General features: G+C 59.8%; 18 protein-coding genes and 1 tRNA gene. 8 read left to right on the top strand and 11 right to left on the bottom strand.

Features of this window, described 5'->3' with window-relative positions; all coding sequences use genetic code 11:
* Positions 1 to 58: 58 nt before the first annotated feature.
* From SPITH_RS10620 to SPITH_RS10595, 6 genes are all read right to left on the bottom strand, one after another.
* Complete coding sequence (locus SPITH_RS10620) at positions 59 to 1,273, bottom strand: aminotransferase class I/II-fold pyridoxal phosphate-dependent enzyme (protein WP_014625659.1); 1,215 nt, start codon at positions 1,271 to 1,273, stop codon at positions 59 to 61.
* Positions 1,274 to 1,285: 12 nt separating this feature from the next.
* Positions 1,286 to 2,104: an SDR family oxidoreductase gene (locus SPITH_RS10615; RefSeq protein WP_014625658.1), complete on the bottom strand. Its 819-nt coding sequence runs from the start codon at positions 2,102 to 2,104 to the stop codon at positions 1,286 to 1,288.
* Positions 2,105 to 2,143: 39 nt separating this feature from the next.
* On the bottom strand, positions 2,144 to 4,036 hold the full coding sequence (locus SPITH_RS10610; protein ID WP_014625657.1) for a TRAP transporter large permease: 1,893 nt from the start codon (positions 4,034 to 4,036) through the stop codon (positions 2,144 to 2,146).
* Positions 4,023 to 5,015, bottom strand: coding sequence for a TRAP transporter substrate-binding protein (locus tag SPITH_RS10605; protein WP_014625656.1), 993 nt, complete (start codon positions 5,013 to 5,015; stop codon positions 4,023 to 4,025). The genes SPITH_RS10610 and SPITH_RS10605 overlap by 14 nt, the downstream gene beginning before the upstream one ends.
* A 14-nt stretch (positions 5,016 to 5,029) precedes the next feature.
* Positions 5,030 to 6,022 carry a TRAP transporter TatT component family protein gene (locus SPITH_RS10600; RefSeq protein WP_014625655.1) on the bottom strand — a complete coding sequence of 331 codons (993 nt, stop codon included), beginning with the start codon at positions 6,020 to 6,022 and terminating at the stop codon, positions 5,030 to 5,032.
* A gap of 80 nt (positions 6,023 to 6,102) precedes the next feature.
* A tRNA-Cys gene (locus tag SPITH_RS10595) sits at positions 6,103 to 6,174 on the bottom strand.
* A 138-nt stretch (positions 6,175 to 6,312) separates the two neighbouring features.
* Between SPITH_RS10595 and SPITH_RS10590 the strand changes: the two genes are divergently transcribed.
* The 4 genes from SPITH_RS10590 (at position 6,313) to SPITH_RS10575 (ending at position 10,083) form a co-directional block, all read left to right on the top strand.
* The gene (locus SPITH_RS10590) at positions 6,313 to 7,557 is read left to right on the top strand and encodes an IS256 family transposase (protein WP_014624686.1); all 1,245 of its coding nucleotides are present in this window, start codon (positions 6,313 to 6,315) and stop codon (positions 7,555 to 7,557) included.
* A 72-nt stretch (positions 7,558 to 7,629) separates the two neighbouring features.
* On the top strand, positions 7,630 to 8,121 hold the full coding sequence (gene def / locus SPITH_RS10585; protein ID WP_014625654.1) for a peptide deformylase: 492 nt from the start codon (positions 7,630 to 7,632) through the stop codon (positions 8,119 to 8,121).
* A complete protein-coding gene (gene fmt, locus SPITH_RS10580; RefSeq protein WP_014625653.1) occupies positions 8,094 to 9,071 on the top strand; it encodes a methionyl-tRNA formyltransferase in 978 nt (325 codons plus the stop codon). The genes def and fmt overlap by 28 nt, the downstream gene beginning before the upstream one ends.
* Entirely contained in the window at positions 9,052 to 10,083 is a 1,032-nt protein-coding gene (locus SPITH_RS10575; protein WP_014625652.1) for a PASTA domain-containing protein, read from the top strand. Before fmt ends, SPITH_RS10575 begins: the two co-directional genes overlap by 20 nt.
* 107 nt (positions 10,084 to 10,190) lie before the next feature.
* Here SPITH_RS10575 and SPITH_RS10570 read toward each other — a convergent pair whose 3' ends face one another.
* The 3 genes from SPITH_RS10570 to SPITH_RS10560 form a co-directional block, all read right to left on the bottom strand.
* Positions 10,191 to 10,895: a Bax inhibitor-1/YccA family protein gene (locus SPITH_RS10570; RefSeq protein WP_014625651.1), complete on the bottom strand. Its 705-nt coding sequence runs from the start codon at positions 10,893 to 10,895 to the stop codon at positions 10,191 to 10,193.
* Positions 10,896 to 11,135: 240 nt separating this feature from the next.
* Positions 11,136 to 11,924 (bottom strand): ABC transporter permease, encoded by a 789-nt coding sequence (locus tag SPITH_RS10565; RefSeq protein ID WP_014625650.1) that lies wholly within the window; start codon positions 11,922 to 11,924, stop codon positions 11,136 to 11,138.
* Positions 11,914 to 12,828, bottom strand: a complete 915-nt coding sequence (locus SPITH_RS10560) for an ABC transporter ATP-binding protein (protein ID WP_014625649.1) — start codon at positions 12,826 to 12,828, stop codon at positions 11,914 to 11,916. Before SPITH_RS10560 ends, SPITH_RS10565 begins: the two co-directional genes overlap by 11 nt.
* A gap of 87 nt (positions 12,829 to 12,915) precedes the next feature.
* Between SPITH_RS10560 and SPITH_RS10555 the strand changes: the two genes are divergently transcribed.
* A complete protein-coding gene (locus SPITH_RS10555) occupies positions 12,916 to 13,248 on the top strand; it encodes a YqfO family protein (protein WP_014625648.1) in 333 nt (110 codons plus the stop codon).
* Positions 13,249 to 13,258: 10 nt separating this feature from the next.
* On the opposite strand, the gene SPITH_RS10550 is transcribed toward SPITH_RS10555, so the two are convergent.
* Together SPITH_RS10550 and SPITH_RS10545 are read right to left on the bottom strand one after the other, a co-directional pair.
* Positions 13,259 to 13,804: a macro domain-containing protein gene (locus tag SPITH_RS10550; protein ID WP_014625647.1), complete on the bottom strand. Its 546-nt coding sequence runs from the start codon at positions 13,802 to 13,804 to the stop codon at positions 13,259 to 13,261.
* 314 nt (positions 13,805 to 14,118) lie between these two features.
* Positions 14,119 to 15,441, bottom strand: coding sequence for a transposase (locus tag SPITH_RS10545; RefSeq protein ID WP_014625646.1), 1,323 nt, complete (start codon positions 15,439 to 15,441; stop codon positions 14,119 to 14,121).
* Positions 15,442 to 15,742: 301 nt separating this feature from the next.
* Here SPITH_RS10545 and SPITH_RS10540 point away from each other — a divergent pair, with 301 nt between their 5' ends.
* From SPITH_RS10540 to SPITH_RS10530, 3 genes are all read left to right on the top strand, one after another.
* A complete protein-coding gene (locus tag SPITH_RS10540; protein ID WP_014625645.1) occupies positions 15,743 to 16,987 on the top strand; it encodes an IS256 family transposase in 1,245 nt (414 codons plus the stop codon).
* Positions 16,988 to 17,059: 72 nt separating this feature from the next.
* Positions 17,060 to 18,223 carry an RCC1 domain-containing protein gene (locus SPITH_RS10535; protein WP_014625644.1) on the top strand — a complete coding sequence of 388 codons (1,164 nt, stop codon included), beginning with the start codon at positions 17,060 to 17,062 and terminating at the stop codon, positions 18,221 to 18,223.
* A gap of 45 nt (positions 18,224 to 18,268) precedes the next feature.
* Positions 18,269 to 19,099: a hypothetical protein gene (locus SPITH_RS10530; RefSeq protein WP_014625643.1), complete on the top strand. Its 831-nt coding sequence runs from the start codon at positions 18,269 to 18,271 to the stop codon at positions 19,097 to 19,099.
* Positions 19,100 to 19,111: the final 12 nt, after the last annotated feature.

The raw sequence follows: 19,111 nt of genomic DNA, 5'->3' as shown, positions 1-19,111 counted from the left end.
CACCGTCCCGGCCGGGACGGTGTGCGGTTTTCACGACGTGTCTGGTGTTCTCCTTCGGCTAGATGAGCCCCATGGCCTTGCCCACCCTCCCTGCGATCTCCAGGGTGGCCTCCAGCTCCTCGTCGGTGTGGGTTGCCATGAACGAGGTACGGATGAGAGCCCGGTTGGGCGGGACCGCCGGTGAGATCACGGGGTTGGTGTAGAGCCCTTCCTGGTACATGGTGTACCAGAACTTGAAGGTCTTCTCGTTGTCGCCGATGATGAGGGGAACGATGGGCGTCTCGGTGTCCCCCACGTCGAACCCGAGGTCCTTGAACCCCTGGATCATCCTCCGGCCGATCTCCTGAAGCCTGTGTACGCGTTCCGGCTCCTTTTCGATGATGTCGAGTGCCGCGAGGGCTGCGGCGATCTGGGCGGGCGGCATGCTCGCGCTGAAGATGAGCGGCCGGGAGTGGTGCTGGATGTAGTCGATGACCTCCGCATCCCCGGCGATGAACCCGCCGATGGAGCCGAATGACTTGGAAAAGGTGCACATCACCAGGTCCGCGAGGTTGGGATCTCCGTAGTGCTCGAGGGTCCCCCGTCCGGTCTTCCCCAGCACTCCCATGGCGTGGGCCTCGTCGAGGTAGATCCTGGCGCCGAACTCGTCGGCGATCTTCTTCATCTCGGGGAGCTTCGCGATGTCCCCCTCCATGCTGAAGACCCCGTCGGTCACGATGAGCACCGGCTCGTCCGGCGGGATGCGGGAGAGCACCTCCCTCAGATCGTCCATGTTGTTGTGCTTGAACCGGTGTATGTTCCGGCAGCGCGTGAAGGCGGAGCCCAGCATGATCCCATCCATGATGGAGGCGTGGTTGAGCTTGTCGGTGACGATATGGCCATTCGTCTCCATGAGGGCCGAAATGGAGCCGAGGTTGGTCTGGTATCCCGTCGTGAAGCAGAGTGCCGCCTCTTTCCCGACGAACCTGGCGATGCGGTGCTCGAGTTCCTCGTGGAGGGCGAGGGTGCCGTTCATGAATCGAGAGCCCGAGCAGCTCGTCCCGTAGCGTTCCACGGCCTTCTTCGCAGCCTCTATCACCCTCGGGTCCTGCGACAGACCCAGGTAGTTGTTCGACCCCGCCATGATGAACTTCTTCCCTTCGATGATCACCGTGTTGCCGTGGTTCTCGTTGATGGGTCTGAAGTAGGGATACCACCCCTCCTGCCTGGCCTTCTCTGCTTCCTTGAACTCGTAGCACTTTTTGAAGATATCCGTCCGTGTGGTCTGTGCCATGCGCTCCTCCGTTTAGTGGTGTGCTGTTCTTTTCACTTGTGCCTGATTGATCGTATAGACGAGGTTCGGGAAGTGACGGTTGATCTTCTCTATGAGTGTGCCCTCGAGCCCCGGAGTGATGAGAAAGCGTCGCTTCCTCATCCCTTTGAGGAGTTCCCGGGCCACGAACTGGGGCGGCACGGGTTTCACCGTACCGCTCACGGCCTTGGTCTCGGGCGGCTTGGTCTTCTCCTCCTCGTGGAGCTGGGGGGTGTCGGTGTCCGGGGGGCAGAGGACCGACACGGTGATCCCGTGCAGTTCCGCCTCGCTCCTGAGGCACGAGGCGAAGCCGATGATGCCGAACTTCGAGGCGCTGTAGGCGGTGTACCCGAAGACACCGATGTAGCCTGCCATCGAGGAGACCATCACGATGTAGCCGCTCCCCCTCTGCTTCATGGCGGGGTACAGCGAGTGCACCGTGTACCAGGTACCCTTGAGGTTGGTGTCGATGGTCCGTTCGAACCACTCGTCGGGGATCCGTTCGAAGTAGTTGGGATAGGCCACGCCGGCCGAGGTGATGAGCACGTCCGGGGCGGGGTGTTCCCTCATCCACTTCCCGAGCGTCTCGCGGATCCGAGCCCCCTGTGAGACGTCGAGGGGGAGCGTGAGTACCTCCTGGTTCGGACTCCTGCAGGCGGCGGCCACCTCCTCCTTCGCTCGGGCGAGGCGCTCCTGGTTCCGGGCGATGAGCACGATGTGCGCCCCTTCTCCGGCGAAGAGCCGGGCGCAGGCCTTGCCTATGCCGCTCGAGCCGCCCGTGATGTAGATCCACCTGTTTTCGAACGATGTCATAGCCTGATCCTAGCACAGGGATGCGTGATCCATCCAGTACTACCCTCCCAGGAGGTGGAGCAGCCCGAGGGAGAGGGCCGGAACATAGGTGATGAGCAGTACCGCCGCGAAGAGGACGAGGAAGAATGGGATCACCTGCTTGTATATGGAGAGGAGATGTTCCTCGAACCTGTAGGAGGCCAGGAAGAGGTTGAGTCCCACCGGAGGGGTGAGGTATCCCACGGCGAGGTTGGCGAGGAAGAGCACCCCCATGTGGACGGGGTGGATGTCGTAGGCCTCCGAGAGGGGCACGAGGAGCGGGGCGACGATCATGATGGCCGAAAAGATGTCCATGAGGCACCCGGTGATGAGGAGGATGATCGTCACCAGGAGGAGGAAGAGATACTTCGAACCGACGTGCGCCTTCATCCAGGCGGTGAGCACGAGGGGGAACTGGGTGTCGACGATGTAGTAGGAGAGGGCCTTCGCCGCTCCCAGGAGCAGGAGGATCCCCCCGATGATGGGGAGGGCCCGTTCGATGGTCTTCCACGCCTCCCTGAGGGAGACCTCCTTCGTGATGAAGACCTCCACGATGAAGATGTAGACCACCGAAAAGGCCGCGGTCTCCACCAAGGTGAAGATGCCGCTGAAGAATCCCGCCACGATGATGAGCGGGAGGAGCACCTCCCATATGACGTCGAGCAGCCTTCCCCTGGTCTTGTTCTCTTTCCCGGTCGTGCCTTCGGGAGACGGATGCCGCAGGCTCCACACGATGCTGTAGATGATGAGCGACCCCACCAGGATGAGACCGGGGATGAATCCGCCGATGAAGAGGTCCTTGATGCTCACATGGGCCACCGAGCCGTAGATGATGATAGGGAGGCTGGGAGGAAAGAGCAGACCTATGGTCCCGGAGGCCGTGAGCAACCCGTGGGTGAAGGGCCGCGAATACTGTCTGCTCTGGATCATCACATAGGAAAGCACGCCACCGAGGGCGAGGATGGCCACGCCCGAGGCACCGGTGAAGGTGGTGAAGAAGGCCGACACGAGGATCGCCACGATCGCCACGCCTCCCGGAAGGTGGTGGAAGAGGCGTCTGAAGAAGGCGATGAACCTGTCGCCGGCTTTGCTCGCCGAGAGGAGGAATCCCACCAGGGTGAAGAGCGGGATGGGGGGGATCGGGGTGTCGGTGAGGAGGGTGTAGATTTCGTCCGGAACCACTTCGGGGACGCCCCAGCTCCCGAGGAGGAGGAAGAGGCTGATCCCCGCGATGCCCACGAAGAGGGGGAGTCCCAGGAGGATGAGGAGGACGAGGCCGAGGACCACCCAGACCCCGTGGCGCGCCGAGAGGGCCGCGATGGCCTCGGAGACGGCGGTGAGAAGTGGGTGTTCCAGGCCGCCCGCGGAGAGGAGGTTGGAGACGGCGGGGGCGCCGAGGGCGAGACCTGTGCACAGTCCGGCCCCCATGAGGAGGGCGCGGGCCGAGGGTGAGGAGACGGGTGCCCGAAGGAAGAACCTCGCTGCGATCACCGAGAATCCCAGGGGGATCACCCAGGTGATCGCTCTCAAGGGGACCCCCTCTATGTGAGCGTGGGGGTCGAAGGCGAGCACATAGTGGGATACGGCGCTGAGGGCGAGCACCGTGGTGAGTACGCCGGCGAACCAGGAGATGAGGACGAGGAGGACGGTCTTCCACCTGCGGGGGAGTATGCTCTCAAAGAAGGCGATGGAGAGATGACTCTTCATCCTGCTCCCCATCATGGCACCGAAAAAGGTGACCCAGATCACCAGGTGGTGGAGGAAGTCGCTGCTCCCCGGGATGCCGGTGGAGAAGAGGAGACGGGCCCCCATTTCAAGCAGAGGGAGCGTGGTGAGGACGAGGAGCGCACCTCCTCCCAGGATGGTTTCGACCCTGTGAAGCAGGTGTCGGGAGGAAGTCTCATCGATCCTCATGGCCAGCCCTGTAGTCTTCTATGTGGTGGATGACCTGTTCATAGATGTCCCGGGAGAAGAGCGTCCCGGCGAGTCGGGCGAGCCCTTCCCTGCTTATGGCCTCCCACTGGGCGATCTCCTCTTGGGTGGCCTCGTGTATGACGAGTCCGTGCTGTTTCATGATGGAAAGTGCCTTCTCGTCCACCTCCTTCACCTTGTCGTTGAGGGCCTCCGCCGCCTCGGCGGCCGCCCTCCTGAAGGGATCGCGGTAGCGTTCGGGGATCCGGTTCCAGGTACGTTCCTCTATCACGAGCGCACCCACCACCGGTGCGAATTTGAGCGTGGTGTAGTGGGGTGCGAGGGCGAACCACTGCAGCGTAGCGACCAGCACGGGGGGTGCGTACACCGCCTCCACGATACCGGTCTGGAGTCCTGCGAGCACCTCGTTCTGGGTGAGGGGGACGATGTGGAATCCGAACTCCTTGAACGTCTGGTTCATCTCCGGCTCGTCGGGGTAGGTGCGTAGCTTGAGTTTTTTCAGTTCGTCAGGAGTATAGGCCGGGACCTTGGTGAAGAAGTTGACCCACCCCGCCACCTGCCACACCACGGGGACGAAGCCCTTCTGGACGAGAAGCCCTTCCCAGCGAGGACCCATCTTCTCGAGGAGGTAGGAGACCTCCTCGTCGCTCTGGGCGATCATGGGGAGCGCCATGGTGATCATGTCCGGGTGAATCTTATTGAGACCCACCGAGGTGAGAACCGCGCCCTGCAGCTGGCCGAGCCTCATCTTTCGAATCACGTCGATCTCATCGCCTGCGATCCCTCCCGGATATATCTTCATCTCCACCTCACCGTTCGAGAGCTCCGCCCACTTTTGGGCCACCTCTCTGAGGGCCTCGTCCCAAGGTGTTCCTACTGGCGCCAGACTCGCCACCTTGATGGTGAGAGCCCACAGAGGGATCCCCAGGAAGAGGAAGAAGAGCTTGACCAGGTGTCGCATAGGCACTCCTTTTTCTAGAAGAATCGGTCGTCGAGGGTCTCGAGAAGCCACTCCGCCTTCTCCCGTGCAACGGCGTTCTCCAGGGCGTGCTCCGGTGTGTCGCCGGGAGGTATGGAAAGCGCCCTCTCGAGCAGGTTCCGGTAGGTATCCTTGTCCTGTCTCGGATACACGATGCTCTCCGCGTACGTGATGTAGGGGGAGAGCTTCTTCCCCCCGCTCAAGGCCACCGCCCGCTCGAAGTGGTGGCGGGCCTTTCCCTCGGGAGTCGCGTCGGCCAGACCTTCACTCTCGTAGTAACGGCGGAGACCCTCCACGAGGAGCTCCGGAGGGTTCGGTCCCCACCACAGGGCCTCCGGGAGGCCCCCATAGAGGGAGATGAACATCTCGTGGACCGCCCCCTCCTGGGAATCGGGAAAGGAGAGCAGGATCGTCGCAGCCAGGCTCACGGCCTTGGGTATCGAGAGCGAGAGTTCCGGATCCGACGGGTCGAGGGAGATGGCTGAAAGGAGCCCCGCGGCCCCCCAGTAGAGGGCGGCGACGTCCTCCTCCCGTACCGTGCCGAGGAAGGTCGAGAGGTCCCCTCCTTCCCATTCGGCAAAGGCGCGAGGATGGGCCTCCTCCAGGGCGTGGAGGGCGTAACGCGCCCCCCGGAGGTAGAGGAGCCTCGCTCTCCGGTACGCCTTCTTCTGTGCCGCGTACGAGGAGAGGGGAAGTCTACGGGCCGGTTCCTCCACGAAGGCCTTCGCATAGGAGACATACCCCTGGGCAAGGGTGAGGAGCAGCTCCCGGTTGTCGGGATCCGACTGGAGGAGCGTTTCGTAGAGTTTGAGGGCGAAGGGTAATGCCTCTGCCACGAGCTGAGGGTCTTCCTCCGTCGAGAAGGGATCGGCCCCCCCCGTGCCGAGAGAAGAGACCACAGCCCGGGTGATCATCTTGTTGAGGGAGCAGGAGGGAAAGACCGCCACCATCACGCACACGAGGAGAAGCAGGAAGAAGAGCTTCCGCATGGGTATATGATGTATCAGATTTTCTCTCTGCGCAAGGGTTTTCTATCGGATTGCAGGGGCATGTCCGTGGAGATGAAAAGAGGCGCCGGCCGGATTCGAACCGGCGAATAAGGGCTTTGCAGGCCCCTCCCTTACCACTTGGGTACGGCGCCCCGTTCGATATAGAGTATTACTAAAAAAAGAGAGCTTTGTCCACTGGGACTGTAACATCGAGTGTTGAAAAAGGCGGGGAAAAAAGATAAGGGGTATCTCCCACCACACTAATCCTTTTTTCAAGGAGGAGATACCCCATGAAGCGTGGTAACACACGCACACTGATTGAGACACAGTATACCCTCTCTGATCTGATGAAACAAGTGGAAGACCAGCTACGGGAGGAGGTGCGCCACACCTACAAGACGTACCTGGAACACCTCCTTGAGACGCTGAGAGAGGAGGCAGTAGGACGACCACGATATGCACGAGGGGAGCCTGAGAAAGGGCAGTACTACCGGTACGGCTACAGAAAGTGGAAGAGCGTGCAGACCCCCTGGGGGCCGATCGAGGAGGTACGCGTGCCCCGCATTCGCACCGGCGGGGGGAAGGAGGTAAAGCTGGTGACCTACGAGCAGAGGCTCGTGGCCCTCGCCGAGCAGCTCCTTCTCGGGTATGTGGGAGGGATGAGCGCGCGGACGTGGGCCATCCTGTTACGGGAGCTGGGGATAGGCGAGGCTCACCCGCAGACACTCCTGCGGCTCATAAAGCGTCTTCGTGAGGAGAAGGAGCAGTGGCGGAGGAGGTCCCTTAGAGGAGTGAAGGCCCTTGTGCTGGATGGAGTGTGGGCAAAGAGGCGTGGGAGGGGTCAGAAGAAGCTGGTTGTCCTGAGTGCCGTGGGGGTGAAGGAGGACGGATCTCATGAGCTCCTCGACTGGGTCGTTGCGGAGCAGGAGGACCAGGCGAGCTACGAGCGACTCCTTACCAGGCTCTATGAGCGAGGGCTTCATGAGGTGGAGCTGGTGGTGGCCGATGAGGCTGAGGGGATCCGGCAGGCCGTGGAGACGGTGTATCCTGAGGCGAAGAAGCAGGTATGCCTCTGGCACCTGCAGGGTACGCTTGAGCAGAAGCTCCTGCAGGACATGGGGGAACGGAAGGGGAAGAACGCAGACCTCCAGAAGGAGAGGCGAGCTTTTCGAGCGGAGTACTGGAAGCTCTTTGAGGCAGGAGGGAAGGAGGACGCAGCACGTGCGTTGGAGGCATTCGTGAAGAAGTGGGCGGCGAAGGCTCCCCGGATGACGGCCTCCCTCCTGTGGCGGAAGGACCGGCTTTTCTCCTATCTGGAGTTACCCTATGAGTGGAAGGAGAAGGTGAGGACGAGCAACCTTGCGGAGAACATGTTTCGGCACATGAGAAGCTTTCTACGGAGGTATCCTGGGTATATGAGCCATGCCCATGCAGATGAGGTGGTAGGCCTCTACGTGGTGGGCATGCAGGTGATACAAGAGGTGGGGAGACGCACCCCTTATCAGCTCCAGCTCAATTTCAACACTCCCCCTTGACAATCCCTTGTCCACTCCCCGCGTTGTCAGGGAGGGCTGTTTTTCGTACTATAACAAGGAGGAGTATGTAGTATGGAGTTGAGATATCTTGGAGACGAGACCCTGAGGAAGCGTGCGGTCCTCGTTCCGGAGATAGACGGACGGCTCGCCCGGGTGGTCGAGGGGATGTTCGACCTCATGCACGAGGCCAACGGGATAGGGCTCGCCGCCCCTCAGGTGGGGATCTCCCAGCGTTTCTTCATCTGTCACGTCCCCGAGGGGGAACCCCTCGTCTTCATAAACCCCGAGATCACCGCGACCTCACCGGAGCTCGCCACCTTTGAGGAGGGGTGCCTCAGCATCCCCCAGATCTACGCCGACGTGGTGCGGCCTGCCGCGGTGGAGGTGTCTGCCTGGAACCTGCAGGGAAAGCCGTTCAGGATGGAGGCCGATGGCCTGCTCGCACGGGTGATCCAGCACGAGTTCGATCACCTCAACGGTGTGCTCTTCCTCGATAGGCTTCCCTCCAAAAAACGTGAGAGACTGGAGCAGCTCTATTGGAGACGAACGCGCGTGGCTCGCTGAGGGTCCTGTTCGCAGGCACCCCTGCGTTCGCCGTCCCTTCGCTCCGGGCGGTGGCCTCACGCTTTCCTGTCGTGGGGGTGCTCACCAATCCCGATGCCCCTCGAGGGAGGGGCCGTCGCCTCCAGAGTCCTCCGGTGAAAGAGGAGGCCCTCAGGTTGGGGCTTCGTGTCTTTCAGCCTGAACGACTCGATGCAGCGTTCCGTGAGCAGGTGGCCCGCCTGGCGCCCGACATCCTGGTAGTGGTGGCGTACGGAAAGATCTTCGGCCCGAAGTTTCTCGCGCTCTTCCCCAAAGGGGGCATCAACCTCCATCCTTCCCTGCTTCCCAAGTATCGGGGACCTGCTCCCATCCCCGCGGCCATACTCAACCTGGAGCCTGAGACCGGCATCACCGTGCAGAAACTCGATCTCAGGATGGATGCCGGTGACATCATCCTTCAGGAACGCATATCCCTCACCGGCCGGGAGACCTCGGAGAGCCTTTCTCTCTGGGCCTCGGAGCGGGGGGCCGAGCTCCTGGTGGAGGCCCTCCACCTCATCGAGGAGGGGAAAGCCACTCCCGTCCCCCAGGACGAGACTGCGGCCACCTACTGTGCGTTGTTGAAGAAAGAAGACGGACTCATCCTCTGGGAGGAAACAGCCGTCAGGATTGATGCGAAGGTGAGGGCCTTCTACCCCTGGCCGCGGGCCTACACGTCCCTCAACCAGCACAGACTCTATCTTCTGGAAACCGTCCCTCTGGAAGACCGGGAGGCGGATGCATCTCCCGGTACGGTGGCAGGAGTAGACAAGGACTACGGAATTCTGATACAAACCGGGAAGGGCCTCCTCGGGGTCCTCAAGCTCCAGAGAGAGGGTCGCAACCCCCTGGGATGGAAGGAATTCCTCAACGGTATGCCGGATCTTGTCGGGCTGCGGCTGGGAGGAACTGGTGAAACGACTGGTCCGTAAGGTGCGAGAAGCGATTCCCCGTTCTCCTGATGAACCGGCGAAGAAGTGGTTCTCGTTCTTCATCTACGCGAGCATCTTTCTCATGCTCCTCATGGCCCTGGGAGGGGTGGGCGCTTTCATGCTGGCCATCCGGGCGCCTGAAGAGGTGCTCGTGCCCGCCGTGGAAGGCCAGGAGCTCGAAGACGCCCTCCTCGCCCTCCAGAAATACAAGCTCTATCCCTATGTGCAGCTCAGGTACAGCTCTGACCCCACCACCAAAGGGAAGGTCATCGCACAGAGCCCTCCACCCGGTTCTCTCATGAAGGTGGGTAAGGAAGTGACGCTCGTGGTGAGCAGGGGAGCCGTGGTGGAAGAGGTGCAGGACTACAGGGGTAAGCTCGTCGAAGAGGTATCCCTCGAGCTCAGGAGCCTCTTCGCCCCTTATGAGCCGCTCATCACCATAAAGCAGCCTCTTGTCTACGTGTACAGCGACAAGCCTGTGGGAACCGTGCTCGAACAGAAACCCGAGCCTGGCACCCGGATCACCGGTCCTGTGGATCTCGAACTGGTGGTGAGCCGTGGGCCTGCGCCGCAGCGGGTGGCCGTACCGGAACTGGTGGGTAAGCTCCCGGATGAGGCAATAGAGGCACTCGCGTCCCTCGCCCTCCCCTTCACCTTCTCTCCCGTGGAGGAAGAGGACACCCCATCCGATCCGGGCATGATCAGGGAGCAACTCCCGGAGGCGGGTACGCGGGTCGCTCCCGGTACGAGGGTGGAGCTGAAGTACGTACCCTACCGGAACACCCGGACTGAGATCGCCGGTCTCTTCGACTATGCCCTCCCGACCTATCCCGTACCGGTCGATCTCTCGGTGGAGGTGATCATCCCCGGCGGAGAGCGTGAGGTGCTCTTCTCCATGAAACATCCGGGAGGACGGCTGAGCTTTCCTTACCTCCTTCCGGTCAATGCCGAGATAGTGGTAAAGGTGTACAACCGGGAGATCATTCATCACCTTGTGACTCAGCCTCAATGACCATTCGGTACAGCGGTTCTTGGGCAGGACCAGAAGCCATGCGTGCAAAAAGAGATGAGGGCCGTCACGGACGGCCCTCATCTCTTTCCTGATGAAGGTTCTTTCTCCTAATCCCTCCGGCTCCCCATGATCCTGAGGAGGAACAGGAACAGATTGATGAAGTCCAGGTAGAGTTTGAGCGCGCCCATGATGGAGAACCTCACGTAGACGCTCTCGTCGGAGGGATCGATCTGGGTGGCCCACTGTTTGAGGATCTGGGTATCGTACGCCGTGAGTCCTACGAAGATGAGCACACCCACGTAGGAGATGATGAGTGAGAAGCCTTCGCTTCGCAGGAAGATATTCACGAGAGAGGCGATGATGAGCCCCCACAGAGCCATCCCCACGATGCTCCCCACCCTGGAGAGATCGCGCTTCGTGAGATAGCCGTAGGCGCTCATCCCCGCGAAGGTGGCTGCGGTGATGAAGAACACCTGGGCGATGCTCGTTCCCGTGTAGACGAGGAAGAGGGGGGCGAGGGTCACCCCGTTGAGCGCCGAATAGGATGCGAACGCCACCGTGGCCGCGAAGGGGCTCATCTTCTGTATCCGGAGAGAGAGGTAGAAGACGAGGGCGAGCTCTCCTCCTATGAGGAGGAAGAAGATGAGGGGATTGCTGAAGAACGTCCTGAGGAGTGTCGGTGAACTTGCCACTCCCAGGGACACCACGCCGGTGAGGGCGAGGCCTCCCGTCATCCAGAGGTAGATATTGGTGAGGATCCTTTGAAGCGCACCGGTCTGAGGTCCGGTGAGTGCCTGTGGTCGTGCGAGCATGGCTCCCTCCCTGATCTGTGGTCTCTCCTTACACTCTACTCAAAAAAGAGAGTGCCGGAAAGGGCCTTGTGTAACTTTCTCCTCCTTCCGATGTTTATAATAACGTAAAAAGGAGAGCGCGTCGCGCTCTCCTTCAGCCTCCTTTTTTTCTGGCTTCCGATAGTGTCACCTCCTCGCTATCGGAAGCTTTTCTTTTTTCAATAGACTATTGTACCCCGATCCTGCGGATTCGTCAAATTTTCAGTCCACCATCTGGCGTCTGAGCCTGCGCATCCCGAACCATCCTGCAAGTACAATGAGTACCACACAGTAGAGGATGTCCCACAATTGGGTGAGACCCATATCACCCATGGAGTATGCCCTGAGGAGACGGACGGGGTGGGTGAGGGGGAAGACCTCCGCCACTGGCCTGAGCCAGTCCGGGAGCTGCTCTATGGGGAACACCACCCCGGAGAGGAAGAACATGGGTTCTATGAACCCTGTGAAGAAGAAGTTGAACTGTTCGAGGTTGTCCACGATGGAAGTGATGATGAAGGCGATGGTGGCGAACATGCTCGCGGTCAGGAATCCCACGAGGGGGGCGATGATCACCTGGAGTGGGTTCAGGATGCCGAAGATGCTCACCACGACGAGTACGCTTGAGGAGAAGAAGAACCCCTTGGTTCCCGCCCAGAGGATCTCTCCGATGAGGAGATCGTGTGCGGTGAGAGGGGCGGCAAGCATGCCGTCGTAGATCTTTTCGTACTTGAGCCTGATGAAGGTACCGAAGGTGCACTCGTAGGCTGCGGTGAACATGGCGGGTGTGACGATGATCCCGATGGCGAGATACTGGACGAAGGGCTGGCCGTTGATGTCGGGGACGAAGCGTCCCAGTCCCAGGCCGATCCCGATGAGGAAGATGATCGGCTCCACGAAGGGAGGAAAGGCGTTGGCGAGGAGATTCTGGGAGTACACGCGCACGTGTCTGAACCACACGCTGTAGATCCGGTACAAGAACGGGGCGTGAAGGGAGAGGGCTTCATTGACCATCTTTCAGCCTCCTTCCGGTGATCTTGAGAAACAGGTCCTCGAGTGTGGAGGGGCGGATGAAATAGCTCCCGGCCGGGAGTTCGGCGGTAAAGGTTTCGAGTTCCTCTCTCGAGGGGGCGTAGACGAGGGTCCGCTCCTCGGAATGTTCCACTCTGAGGGAATCGCCCGACGGCGGGGTGTAGGAGGGGATGAGGACCTCCACCACCTGGGGTTCTATGTGCTTCTCCACGAGTTCCCTCGGGTTGCCTTCGAGGAGCGACTTGCCGTGGTCCATGATGATGATCCTGTCGGCGATGTGGTAGGCCTCCTCCATGTAGTGGGTGGTGAGGAGGACCGTCACTCCCTGTCTGGTGAGGGCCCGAATCCTGTCCCAGATGAGTTGGCGCACCTGCGGATCGAGCCCCGTGGTGGGTTCATCGAGGAAGAGAAGCTCGGGCTGATTGAGGAGGGCCCGGGCGATGACGAGTCTCCGTTTCATCCCGCCGGAGAGGGCCTTCACCGGCTGATCCCTCTTCTCCGAAAGCTCCATGAACTCCAGGAGCTCTTCGATGCGCGCTCTGGCGCGGGAGGGTTTCATCCTGTAAAAACGTGCGAAGATCTTGAGGTTCTGCACCACGTTGAGTTCGTCGTCGAGGTTATTCTCCTGCTGCACCACGCCGGTACGCTGTTTGATGGTGAGTTCGTGTTCCTCCGGGTCGAGCCCGAAGACTTCCACCCGGGTCTCGGGGTGCGGATCACGGCGTGCCTTGCCGTAGAGGATCTTGATCATGGTGGTCTTCCCCGCCCCATTGGGGCCGAGGAGTGCCACGCACTCGCCCCGTCCGGCGGAGAAGGAGAGATCGGTGAGGGCCCGGAAGGTTCCATAGGTCTTGTGGCAGTGTTCCACCCGTACGATCGTTTCCATGGTATGGAAGATACCTCAAAAACACTATACTGGAAAGGGTTGACACGAGGAGTACGGGGATGCACCTTATGAGCCGAGGAGGTGTGCATGCCGCGTCTCTATAAGGTGGAATGGTACGTGCCTGTGGAGCATGCAGAGAAGGTGAAGGAGGCGGTCTTTGCCGCCGGAGCCGGGCGGTACGAGGCCTACGACAGTTGTGCCTGGCAGACCGAGGGAACGGGCCAGTTCCGACCCCTCGAGGGGAGCGATCCGTTCATCGGCGAAAAGGGAAAGGTGGAGCACGTACGGGAGGTGAAGGTGGAGTGCATCTGCAGGGAAGAGGTGCTGAAGAACGTGTTACGTGCCCTCGTGGAGGCCCACCCCTACGAGGAACCGGCCTACGGCGCTTTTCCGCTCATCACGCTGGAGGACCTCACGTAGTGGCGGGTCCTCATGACGAGGGGAAGATGCGGGAGAGCACCTCGTCGTGGAGGGCCTGGTCCTGGGACCGGTAGAGGACGAAGACGATCCTCTTGGGGTAGGTGAGCCCCTTCTCGATCATCGATTTGATCGTGGCAAAGGCCACCTCGGCCGCCTCTCTCATGGGATAGCCGAAGACACCGGTGGAGATGGCGGGAAACCCCACACTCTCTATCTGGTGTTTCTCGCACAACGTGAGGGAGTTTTCATAACACCGGGCGAGAATGTCGGCCTCAGGCTTGTCCTGGCCGTAGACAGGCCCGAGGGTGTGAATGACGTAACGATTTGGGAGATTGTGACCTCCGGTGATCACCGCCTCACCGGGCTTGATGGGCGCGTATGTGCGACACTCCTCTGCGAGCCCTGGGCCTGCGGCGCGGTGAATGGCACCTGCGACCCCTCCACCCGGCATGAGCATGGCATTGGCCGCGTTCACGATCGCCTCAAGGTCGGGTTGTGAGGCGATGTCCCCCTGTCGTGTCTCTATCACGATGTCCCTGTAGGTGATCCTCGCCATAGTCCCTCCTCTGGATGGAAGGTATGAAAGAAGTCTACCATGTGAAGAGGAATGTGGGGAGAGCCTTTTGCGCTGTACTGCTTTTTGTAGTAACCCAACGGGAATCCTGGGCAACAACGCGCTGTAATGCCTGCTTAGGGTGTCAACGTTACCGTATTCTCATCCGGAATAGTGCTCACAACGGTACACTATGCACGATGGTTTGCTCGCGTTCACTCCACCACGGCGGTTCTGTATCCGAACTGGACACACCTTCCCTCAGGATTCCTCAAGGGAACGTGGATACGGGGGATCGGTTTCGGTAAGACCGCTCGTTAGGCCGCAGGCCTGACCAGGGAGCGCATCTGGTTTGGCTGGTTCTCTCGCACTCGTCCCAGGGCAAGGGCACTCATGACAGAAAACACCAGCGTAAGGTGAACCGACAGTTTCTCCTGCCCCCGGATCGTGTGGAGTTCCAGGCTAAAGCTTCGATCCAGCCGGCTGTGGATCCGCTCCAAGGCCGTTCGCTTGGCATACTCCCGCTTCCACCGATACGAAGACTGGGCGAGAGGCGTGAAGACTCTGCGGTCCGTGGAGAGGGGGATCCGAATACAGGAGGCCAAGGGACAGGAGGCTTTGCCCTCACATCCATACCCATAGTGCACCGCAGGACAGCCGTACTTCAACGTGCCCCGCTTCTCTTCAAATCCCCGGTAGGCCATCTCCCGCTGCGTCCCCGTGGCCATACAGACACAACTCACCGTCCCTTGGTAGTCATACACCACATTTCTTGTCCCCGGGACCAGCCTGGTCTGTTCTCCATCTTTCCACAGGTTGCGAATATCGATGACCGGTTTGATCCGGTGCTCGTGCCACAACAGATCTATCAACGTGCCATCATCATAGCCCCGGTCGGCCGTGAACACTTCCGCCGCCTTGAGTATATGCGGCCGATGGCGATCCAGGGACCGAATCAGCTTTCGCATCACCGGCACCTCGTGCTTTGAGGCCCGACTCACCGTAAAGGCCACCGGCAGTTCATACGCTGTATCCGCAAGGAGGTGCACCGTAAACCCGAACCATTTCTTTACCGACTTCTGCACCTCCCCCCGTTCATTCTGATACACATACTCATGACACCCCCAGTCCGCATCGTGCTCCCCTCGCCGGTCTCCGGCACCCTTCCCCCTTCGACGGGCAACGCTTGCTATCCCCTTCCCATCGGCTCCCAGCCGCCGCCCAAATCCAGGCAGCTCCCGGTAGCACTGATCCACCAGGCTGGTAAACACCCTTACCAGTGCTTCCCGGATACTCCGCTTCCTCAAGGTGGAAAGAAACCGGCTGTACGCGCTGGCACTGGGTACCGCATCGCTTCCCCGGGTAGGATCAAATCCACACAGGTCCCTCAGTTGCCCGTTCCGCAAGAGCTCCCGGCGTAGCTGCTCGATGCTCGGGTGCTGAAACACTATCCCCGCAACGAGCGAGTTCCACATCGCCCGTACCGGATACTCATTCCGGCCTCTCCCCCGCCTCTGTTCCAGCTGCTGCATCAGTTCCTCATCCGGCAGGTTCTCCAACACCAGCCGAAGCCGATGTAAATCCCCCAATGCTTCTACATCGTGCCAGCAAAAAAGTGATTTCTGTGCTATACTTGCCATGGGCCCCTCCGTCGGTTTTCTGCTACCATGATTCTATCATGGAAAAACCCGGGGGCCCTCTTTTTTGGGGTCAATTTTTCAACTCCGACCTCGTTTTCCCCTTACTATCGCACCGTTGGACCGCTTTTTTGGGGTAAAATAAATCCCCACCCGCTTGTAATGTCTTTACCTATCGTTGCGTGAAAACAGCGCAAAAGGCTCCTACCCTGGGATTGTAACATCGAGTGTTGAAAAAGGCGGGGAAAAAAGATAAGGGGTATCTCCCACCACACTAATCCTTTTTTCAAGGAGGAGATACCCCATGAAGCGTGGTAACACACGCACACTGATTGAGACACAGTATACCCTCTCTGATCTGATGAAACAAGTGGAAGACCAGCTACGGGAGGAGGTGCGCCACACCTACAAGACGTACCTGGAACACCTCCTTGAGACGCTGAGAGAGGAGGCAGTAGGACGACCACGATATGCACGAGGGGAGCCTGAGAAAGGGCAGTACTACCGGTACGGCTACAGGAAATGGAAGACCGTGCAGACCCCCTGGGGGCCGATCGAGGATGTACGCGTGCCCCGCATCCGCACCGGCGGGGGGAAGGAGGTGAAGCTGGTCGCCTATGAGCAGAGGCTCGTGGCCCTCGCCGAGCAGCTCCTTCTCGGGTATGTGGGAGGGATGAGCGCGCGGACGTGGGCCATCCTGTTACGGGAGCTGGGGATAGGCGAGGCTCACCCGCAGACACTCCTGCGGCTCATAAAGCGTCTTCGTGAGGAGAAGGAGCAGTGGCGGAGGCGGCCGCTTGGTGGGGTGAAGGCGCTCGTGCTGGATGGAGTGTGGGCAAAGAGGCGTGGGAGGGGTCAGAAGAAGCTGGTTGTCCTGAGTGCCGTGGGGGTGAAGGAGGACGGATCTCATGAGCTCCTCGACTGGGTCGTTGCGGAGCAGGAGGACCGAGCGAGCTACGAGCGACTCCTTACCGGGCTCTACGAGCGGGGGCTTGAGGAGGTGGAGCTGGTGGTGGCCGATGAGGCAGAAGGCATCTGGCAGGCGGTGGAGACCGTGTATCCCGAGGCGAAAAAGCAGATATGTCTGTGGCACCTGCAGGGTACGCTTGAGCAGAAGCTCCTGCAGGACATGGGGGAACGGAAGGGGAAGAACGCAGACCTCCAGAAGGAGAGGCGAGCTTTTCGAGCGGAGTACTGGAAGCTCTTTGAGGCAGGAGGGAAGGAGGACGCAGCACGTGCGTTGGAGGCATTCGTGAAGAAGTGGGCGGCGAAGGCTCCCCGGATGACGGCCTCCCTCCTGTGGCGGAAGGAGCGGCTCTTCTCCTATCTGGAGTTACCCTATGAGTGGAAGGAGAAGGTGAGGACGAGCAACCTTGCGGAGAACATGTTTCGGCACATGAGAAGCTTTCTACGGAGGTATCCTGGGTATATGAGCCATGCCCATGCAGATGAGGTGGTAGGCCTCTACGTGGTGGGCATGCAGGTGATACAAGAGGTGGGGAGACGCACCCCTTATCAGCTCCAGCTCAATTTCAACACTCCTCCTTGACAGTGCCCCTACCCTTTTTGTCTTGACTTAATGGGCGCAGTACAACATACTAGTGAGTGAGGAGGTATGAAGATGAAGAGAGCAGTGGTGTTCGTGATGGTCCTGTTGATGGTGGGAGTGGTGAGTGGAGAGGAGGAGTGGAAGGAGTGGGTGGAGGACTGGGTGGGGGAGTGGGTGAAGGTGATGGAGGGGGTGAGGGAGGTGGCGGCTGAGAGGTACAGTTCGGTGGTGCTGAAGAAGGATGGGAGCTTGTGGGGGGTGGGGCCGTTGGCGAAGTGGCTGATGGGGAGGGAGGAGGAGGTGCGGAAGTGGGTGAAGATACGGGAGTGGGATGGGGTGAAGGACATAGCCATGGGCGGAGGTCACATTCTGGTGTTGAAGGAGGATGGGACTGTGTGGGGGATAGGATCGAACGTATATGGGCAGCTTGGGCTTGTGGAGGAGGACAAGTGGGACAGGGAGAAGTGGGTGAGGATGGAGTGGGTGAAGGTGGCGGAGGGGGTGGTGAAGATCGCAGCGCGTTCGGTGCATTCGTTTATAATAAAGGAGGATGGGAGCCTGTGGGTAGCGGGGTGGGAGGAGGAGACAAAGTTTGGAGTGGAGCCTGCGATGAATTGGAAGGAGGGGTTTGGATGGAAGAAGGTGATGGAGGGGGTAGTGGACGTGGCGACAGGGGAGTCTCACGCGCTGGCGTTGAAGGCGGATGGGAGTGTGTGGGTGGTGGGGGAGAACCATTCAGGGCAGCTTGGGGTGGGGGGGAGGAGGGGGAGAGAGGAGTGGACGAAGGTGATGGAGGGTGCGAAGGCGGTGTGGGCGGGAGGGGACCAGTCATTTGTGCTGAAGGAGGATGGGAGCGTATGGGGTGCTGGAAGGAACGACATGGGGATAATGGGGGTGAGAATGAAGGAGAAGAGCTATGGGATGGGCGAGGAATATGTGTGGAGGTGGACGAAGGTATTCGAGGGGGATGTGAAGGAGGTGGCGACGGGGGGGTGGCACACGCTTCTGTTGAAGGAGGATGGGAGTGTGTGGGTACCCGAGGAGAGTGTATGGCTGTCTAAGGGGGGATGGATGGAGAGGGATCCTGCCTATCCATGGGTGAAGGTGATGGAGGGGGCCAAGGCGATGGCGGCAGGGCAGTGGCACGCGTTTGTGCTGAAGGAGGATGGGAGCTTATGGGGGATGGGGGAGAATGGGGATGGGCAGTTGGGGATTGAGGGAGTGGAAGGGGAGTAGGATGCGAGGCACTACGATGCGCAGACGCTGAAGGAGGTGCTGGGGGTGGATGATGCGGGGGTGGTGGCGATCTACGGGACGGGGCGGGTTCCTGTGGGGGTGAGTGAGGAGCAGCTGTTGCGGCTTGGAGGGGAGGCGGTGTTGAAGGAGAGGGGATGTGTGTGGGATGAGAGGGAGAGGAGGAGGGAGAGTGCGAATGGAGGGCAGGTGATGATTGGGATGGAAGCGTTGGGGGTGGAGTGGGATCTGGGGGAGAAGATGCTTGCCTTGGGGGTGGACGAGCAAGGGATAGTGCGTGAGCGGTTTGTGGTGTGGGGAGAAGTATTCCGGCAGGGAGCGAGCTATTTTTCTAACTTCCATGAAGGGAGGAATCTTGGGTTGGATAGTCTTGTGTTGAGGAAGGAGAGTGTTGAAGGGGAGGGGAGTGAGGCACGGGTATTCACAGGGATGCAGACTGTGGACTCTTTGTGGAAGGATAGGCCTGATAGGACGATACGGAACCAGTCGTACGAGCATCCTGTGCTTGGCACGGTGCAGGGGAATACGATCATGAGCGATGTGTGGCTGAGACTTTTTAAAGTTAACAGTGGTGGATGGGATGGTCTTGGCTTATTGCATAATGCTGTGGTGATGGATGGGGATATCATACAATATACAGGATATGATGACGAAGAAGATAGTCGGTGGTGGCTTCATACAGATCATAATGGATACTATTGGGCAAGCGATGGATGTTTTATGTTTCCTCCTGAGATTTATAGTAACCTGGTAAATACGTTATATACTGAATGGGGTCTTAAGAATAATTATGAAATATATCTTGGTCTGTATGAAACTTGGCGGTGGACATTCTCTGAATCAATTTGGGGTGAGTGAAAATGAGGAGAT

Origin of the sequence: Spirochaeta thermophila DSM 6578 (assembly GCF_000184345.1) — a bacterium.
GTDB classification, from domain to species: Bacteria; Spirochaetota; Spirochaetia; order Winmispirales; family Winmispiraceae; genus Winmispira; species Winmispira thermophila.
Note: the sequence above shows the minus strand (reverse complement) of the source record. Positions and strands in the feature narration are given on the sequence as shown.

Coding starts and splice junctions, on each gene's coding strand:
- SPITH_RS10620 (WP_014625659.1), bottom strand. CDS start 1,273: ATGGCACAGACCACACGGACGGATATCTTCAAAAAGTGCTACGAGTTC.
- SPITH_RS10615 (WP_014625658.1), bottom strand. CDS start 2,104: ATGACATCGTTCGAAAACAGGTGGATCTACATCACGGGCGGCTCGAGC.
- SPITH_RS10610 (WP_014625657.1), bottom strand. CDS start 4,036: ATGAGGATCGATGAGACTTCCTCCCGACACCTGCTTCACAGGGTCGAA.
- SPITH_RS10605 (WP_014625656.1), bottom strand. CDS start 5,015: ATGCGACACCTGGTCAAGCTCTTCTTCCTCTTCCTGGGGATCCCTCTG.
- SPITH_RS10600 (WP_014625655.1), bottom strand. CDS start 6,022: ATGCGGAAGCTCTTCTTCCTGCTTCTCCTCGTGTGCGTGATGGTGGCG.
- SPITH_RS10590 (WP_014624686.1), top strand. CDS start 6,313: ATGAAGCGTGGTAACACACGCACACTGATTGAGACACAGTATACCCTC.
- def (WP_014625654.1), top strand. CDS start 7,630: ATGGAGTTGAGATATCTTGGAGACGAGACCCTGAGGAAGCGTGCGGTC.
- SPITH_RS10570 (WP_014625651.1), bottom strand. CDS start 10,895: ATGCTCGCACGACCACAGGCACTCACCGGACCTCAGACCGGTGCGCTT.
- SPITH_RS10565 (WP_014625650.1), bottom strand. CDS start 11,924: ATGGTCAATGAAGCCCTCTCCCTTCACGCCCCGTTCTTGTACCGGATC.
- SPITH_RS10560 (WP_014625649.1), bottom strand. CDS start 12,828: ATGGAAACGATCGTACGGGTGGAACACTGCCACAAGACCTATGGAACC.
- SPITH_RS10555 (WP_014625648.1), top strand. CDS start 12,916: ATGCCGCGTCTCTATAAGGTGGAATGGTACGTGCCTGTGGAGCATGCA.
- SPITH_RS10550 (WP_014625647.1), bottom strand. CDS start 13,804: ATGGCGAGGATCACCTACAGGGACATCGTGATAGAGACACGACAGGGG.
- SPITH_RS10545 (WP_014625646.1), bottom strand. CDS start 15,441: ATGGCAAGTATAGCACAGAAATCACTTTTTTGCTGGCACGATGTAGAA.
- SPITH_RS10540 (WP_014625645.1), top strand. CDS start 15,743: ATGAAGCGTGGTAACACACGCACACTGATTGAGACACAGTATACCCTC.
- SPITH_RS10535 (WP_014625644.1), top strand. CDS start 17,060: ATGAAGAGAGCAGTGGTGTTCGTGATGGTCCTGTTGATGGTGGGAGTG.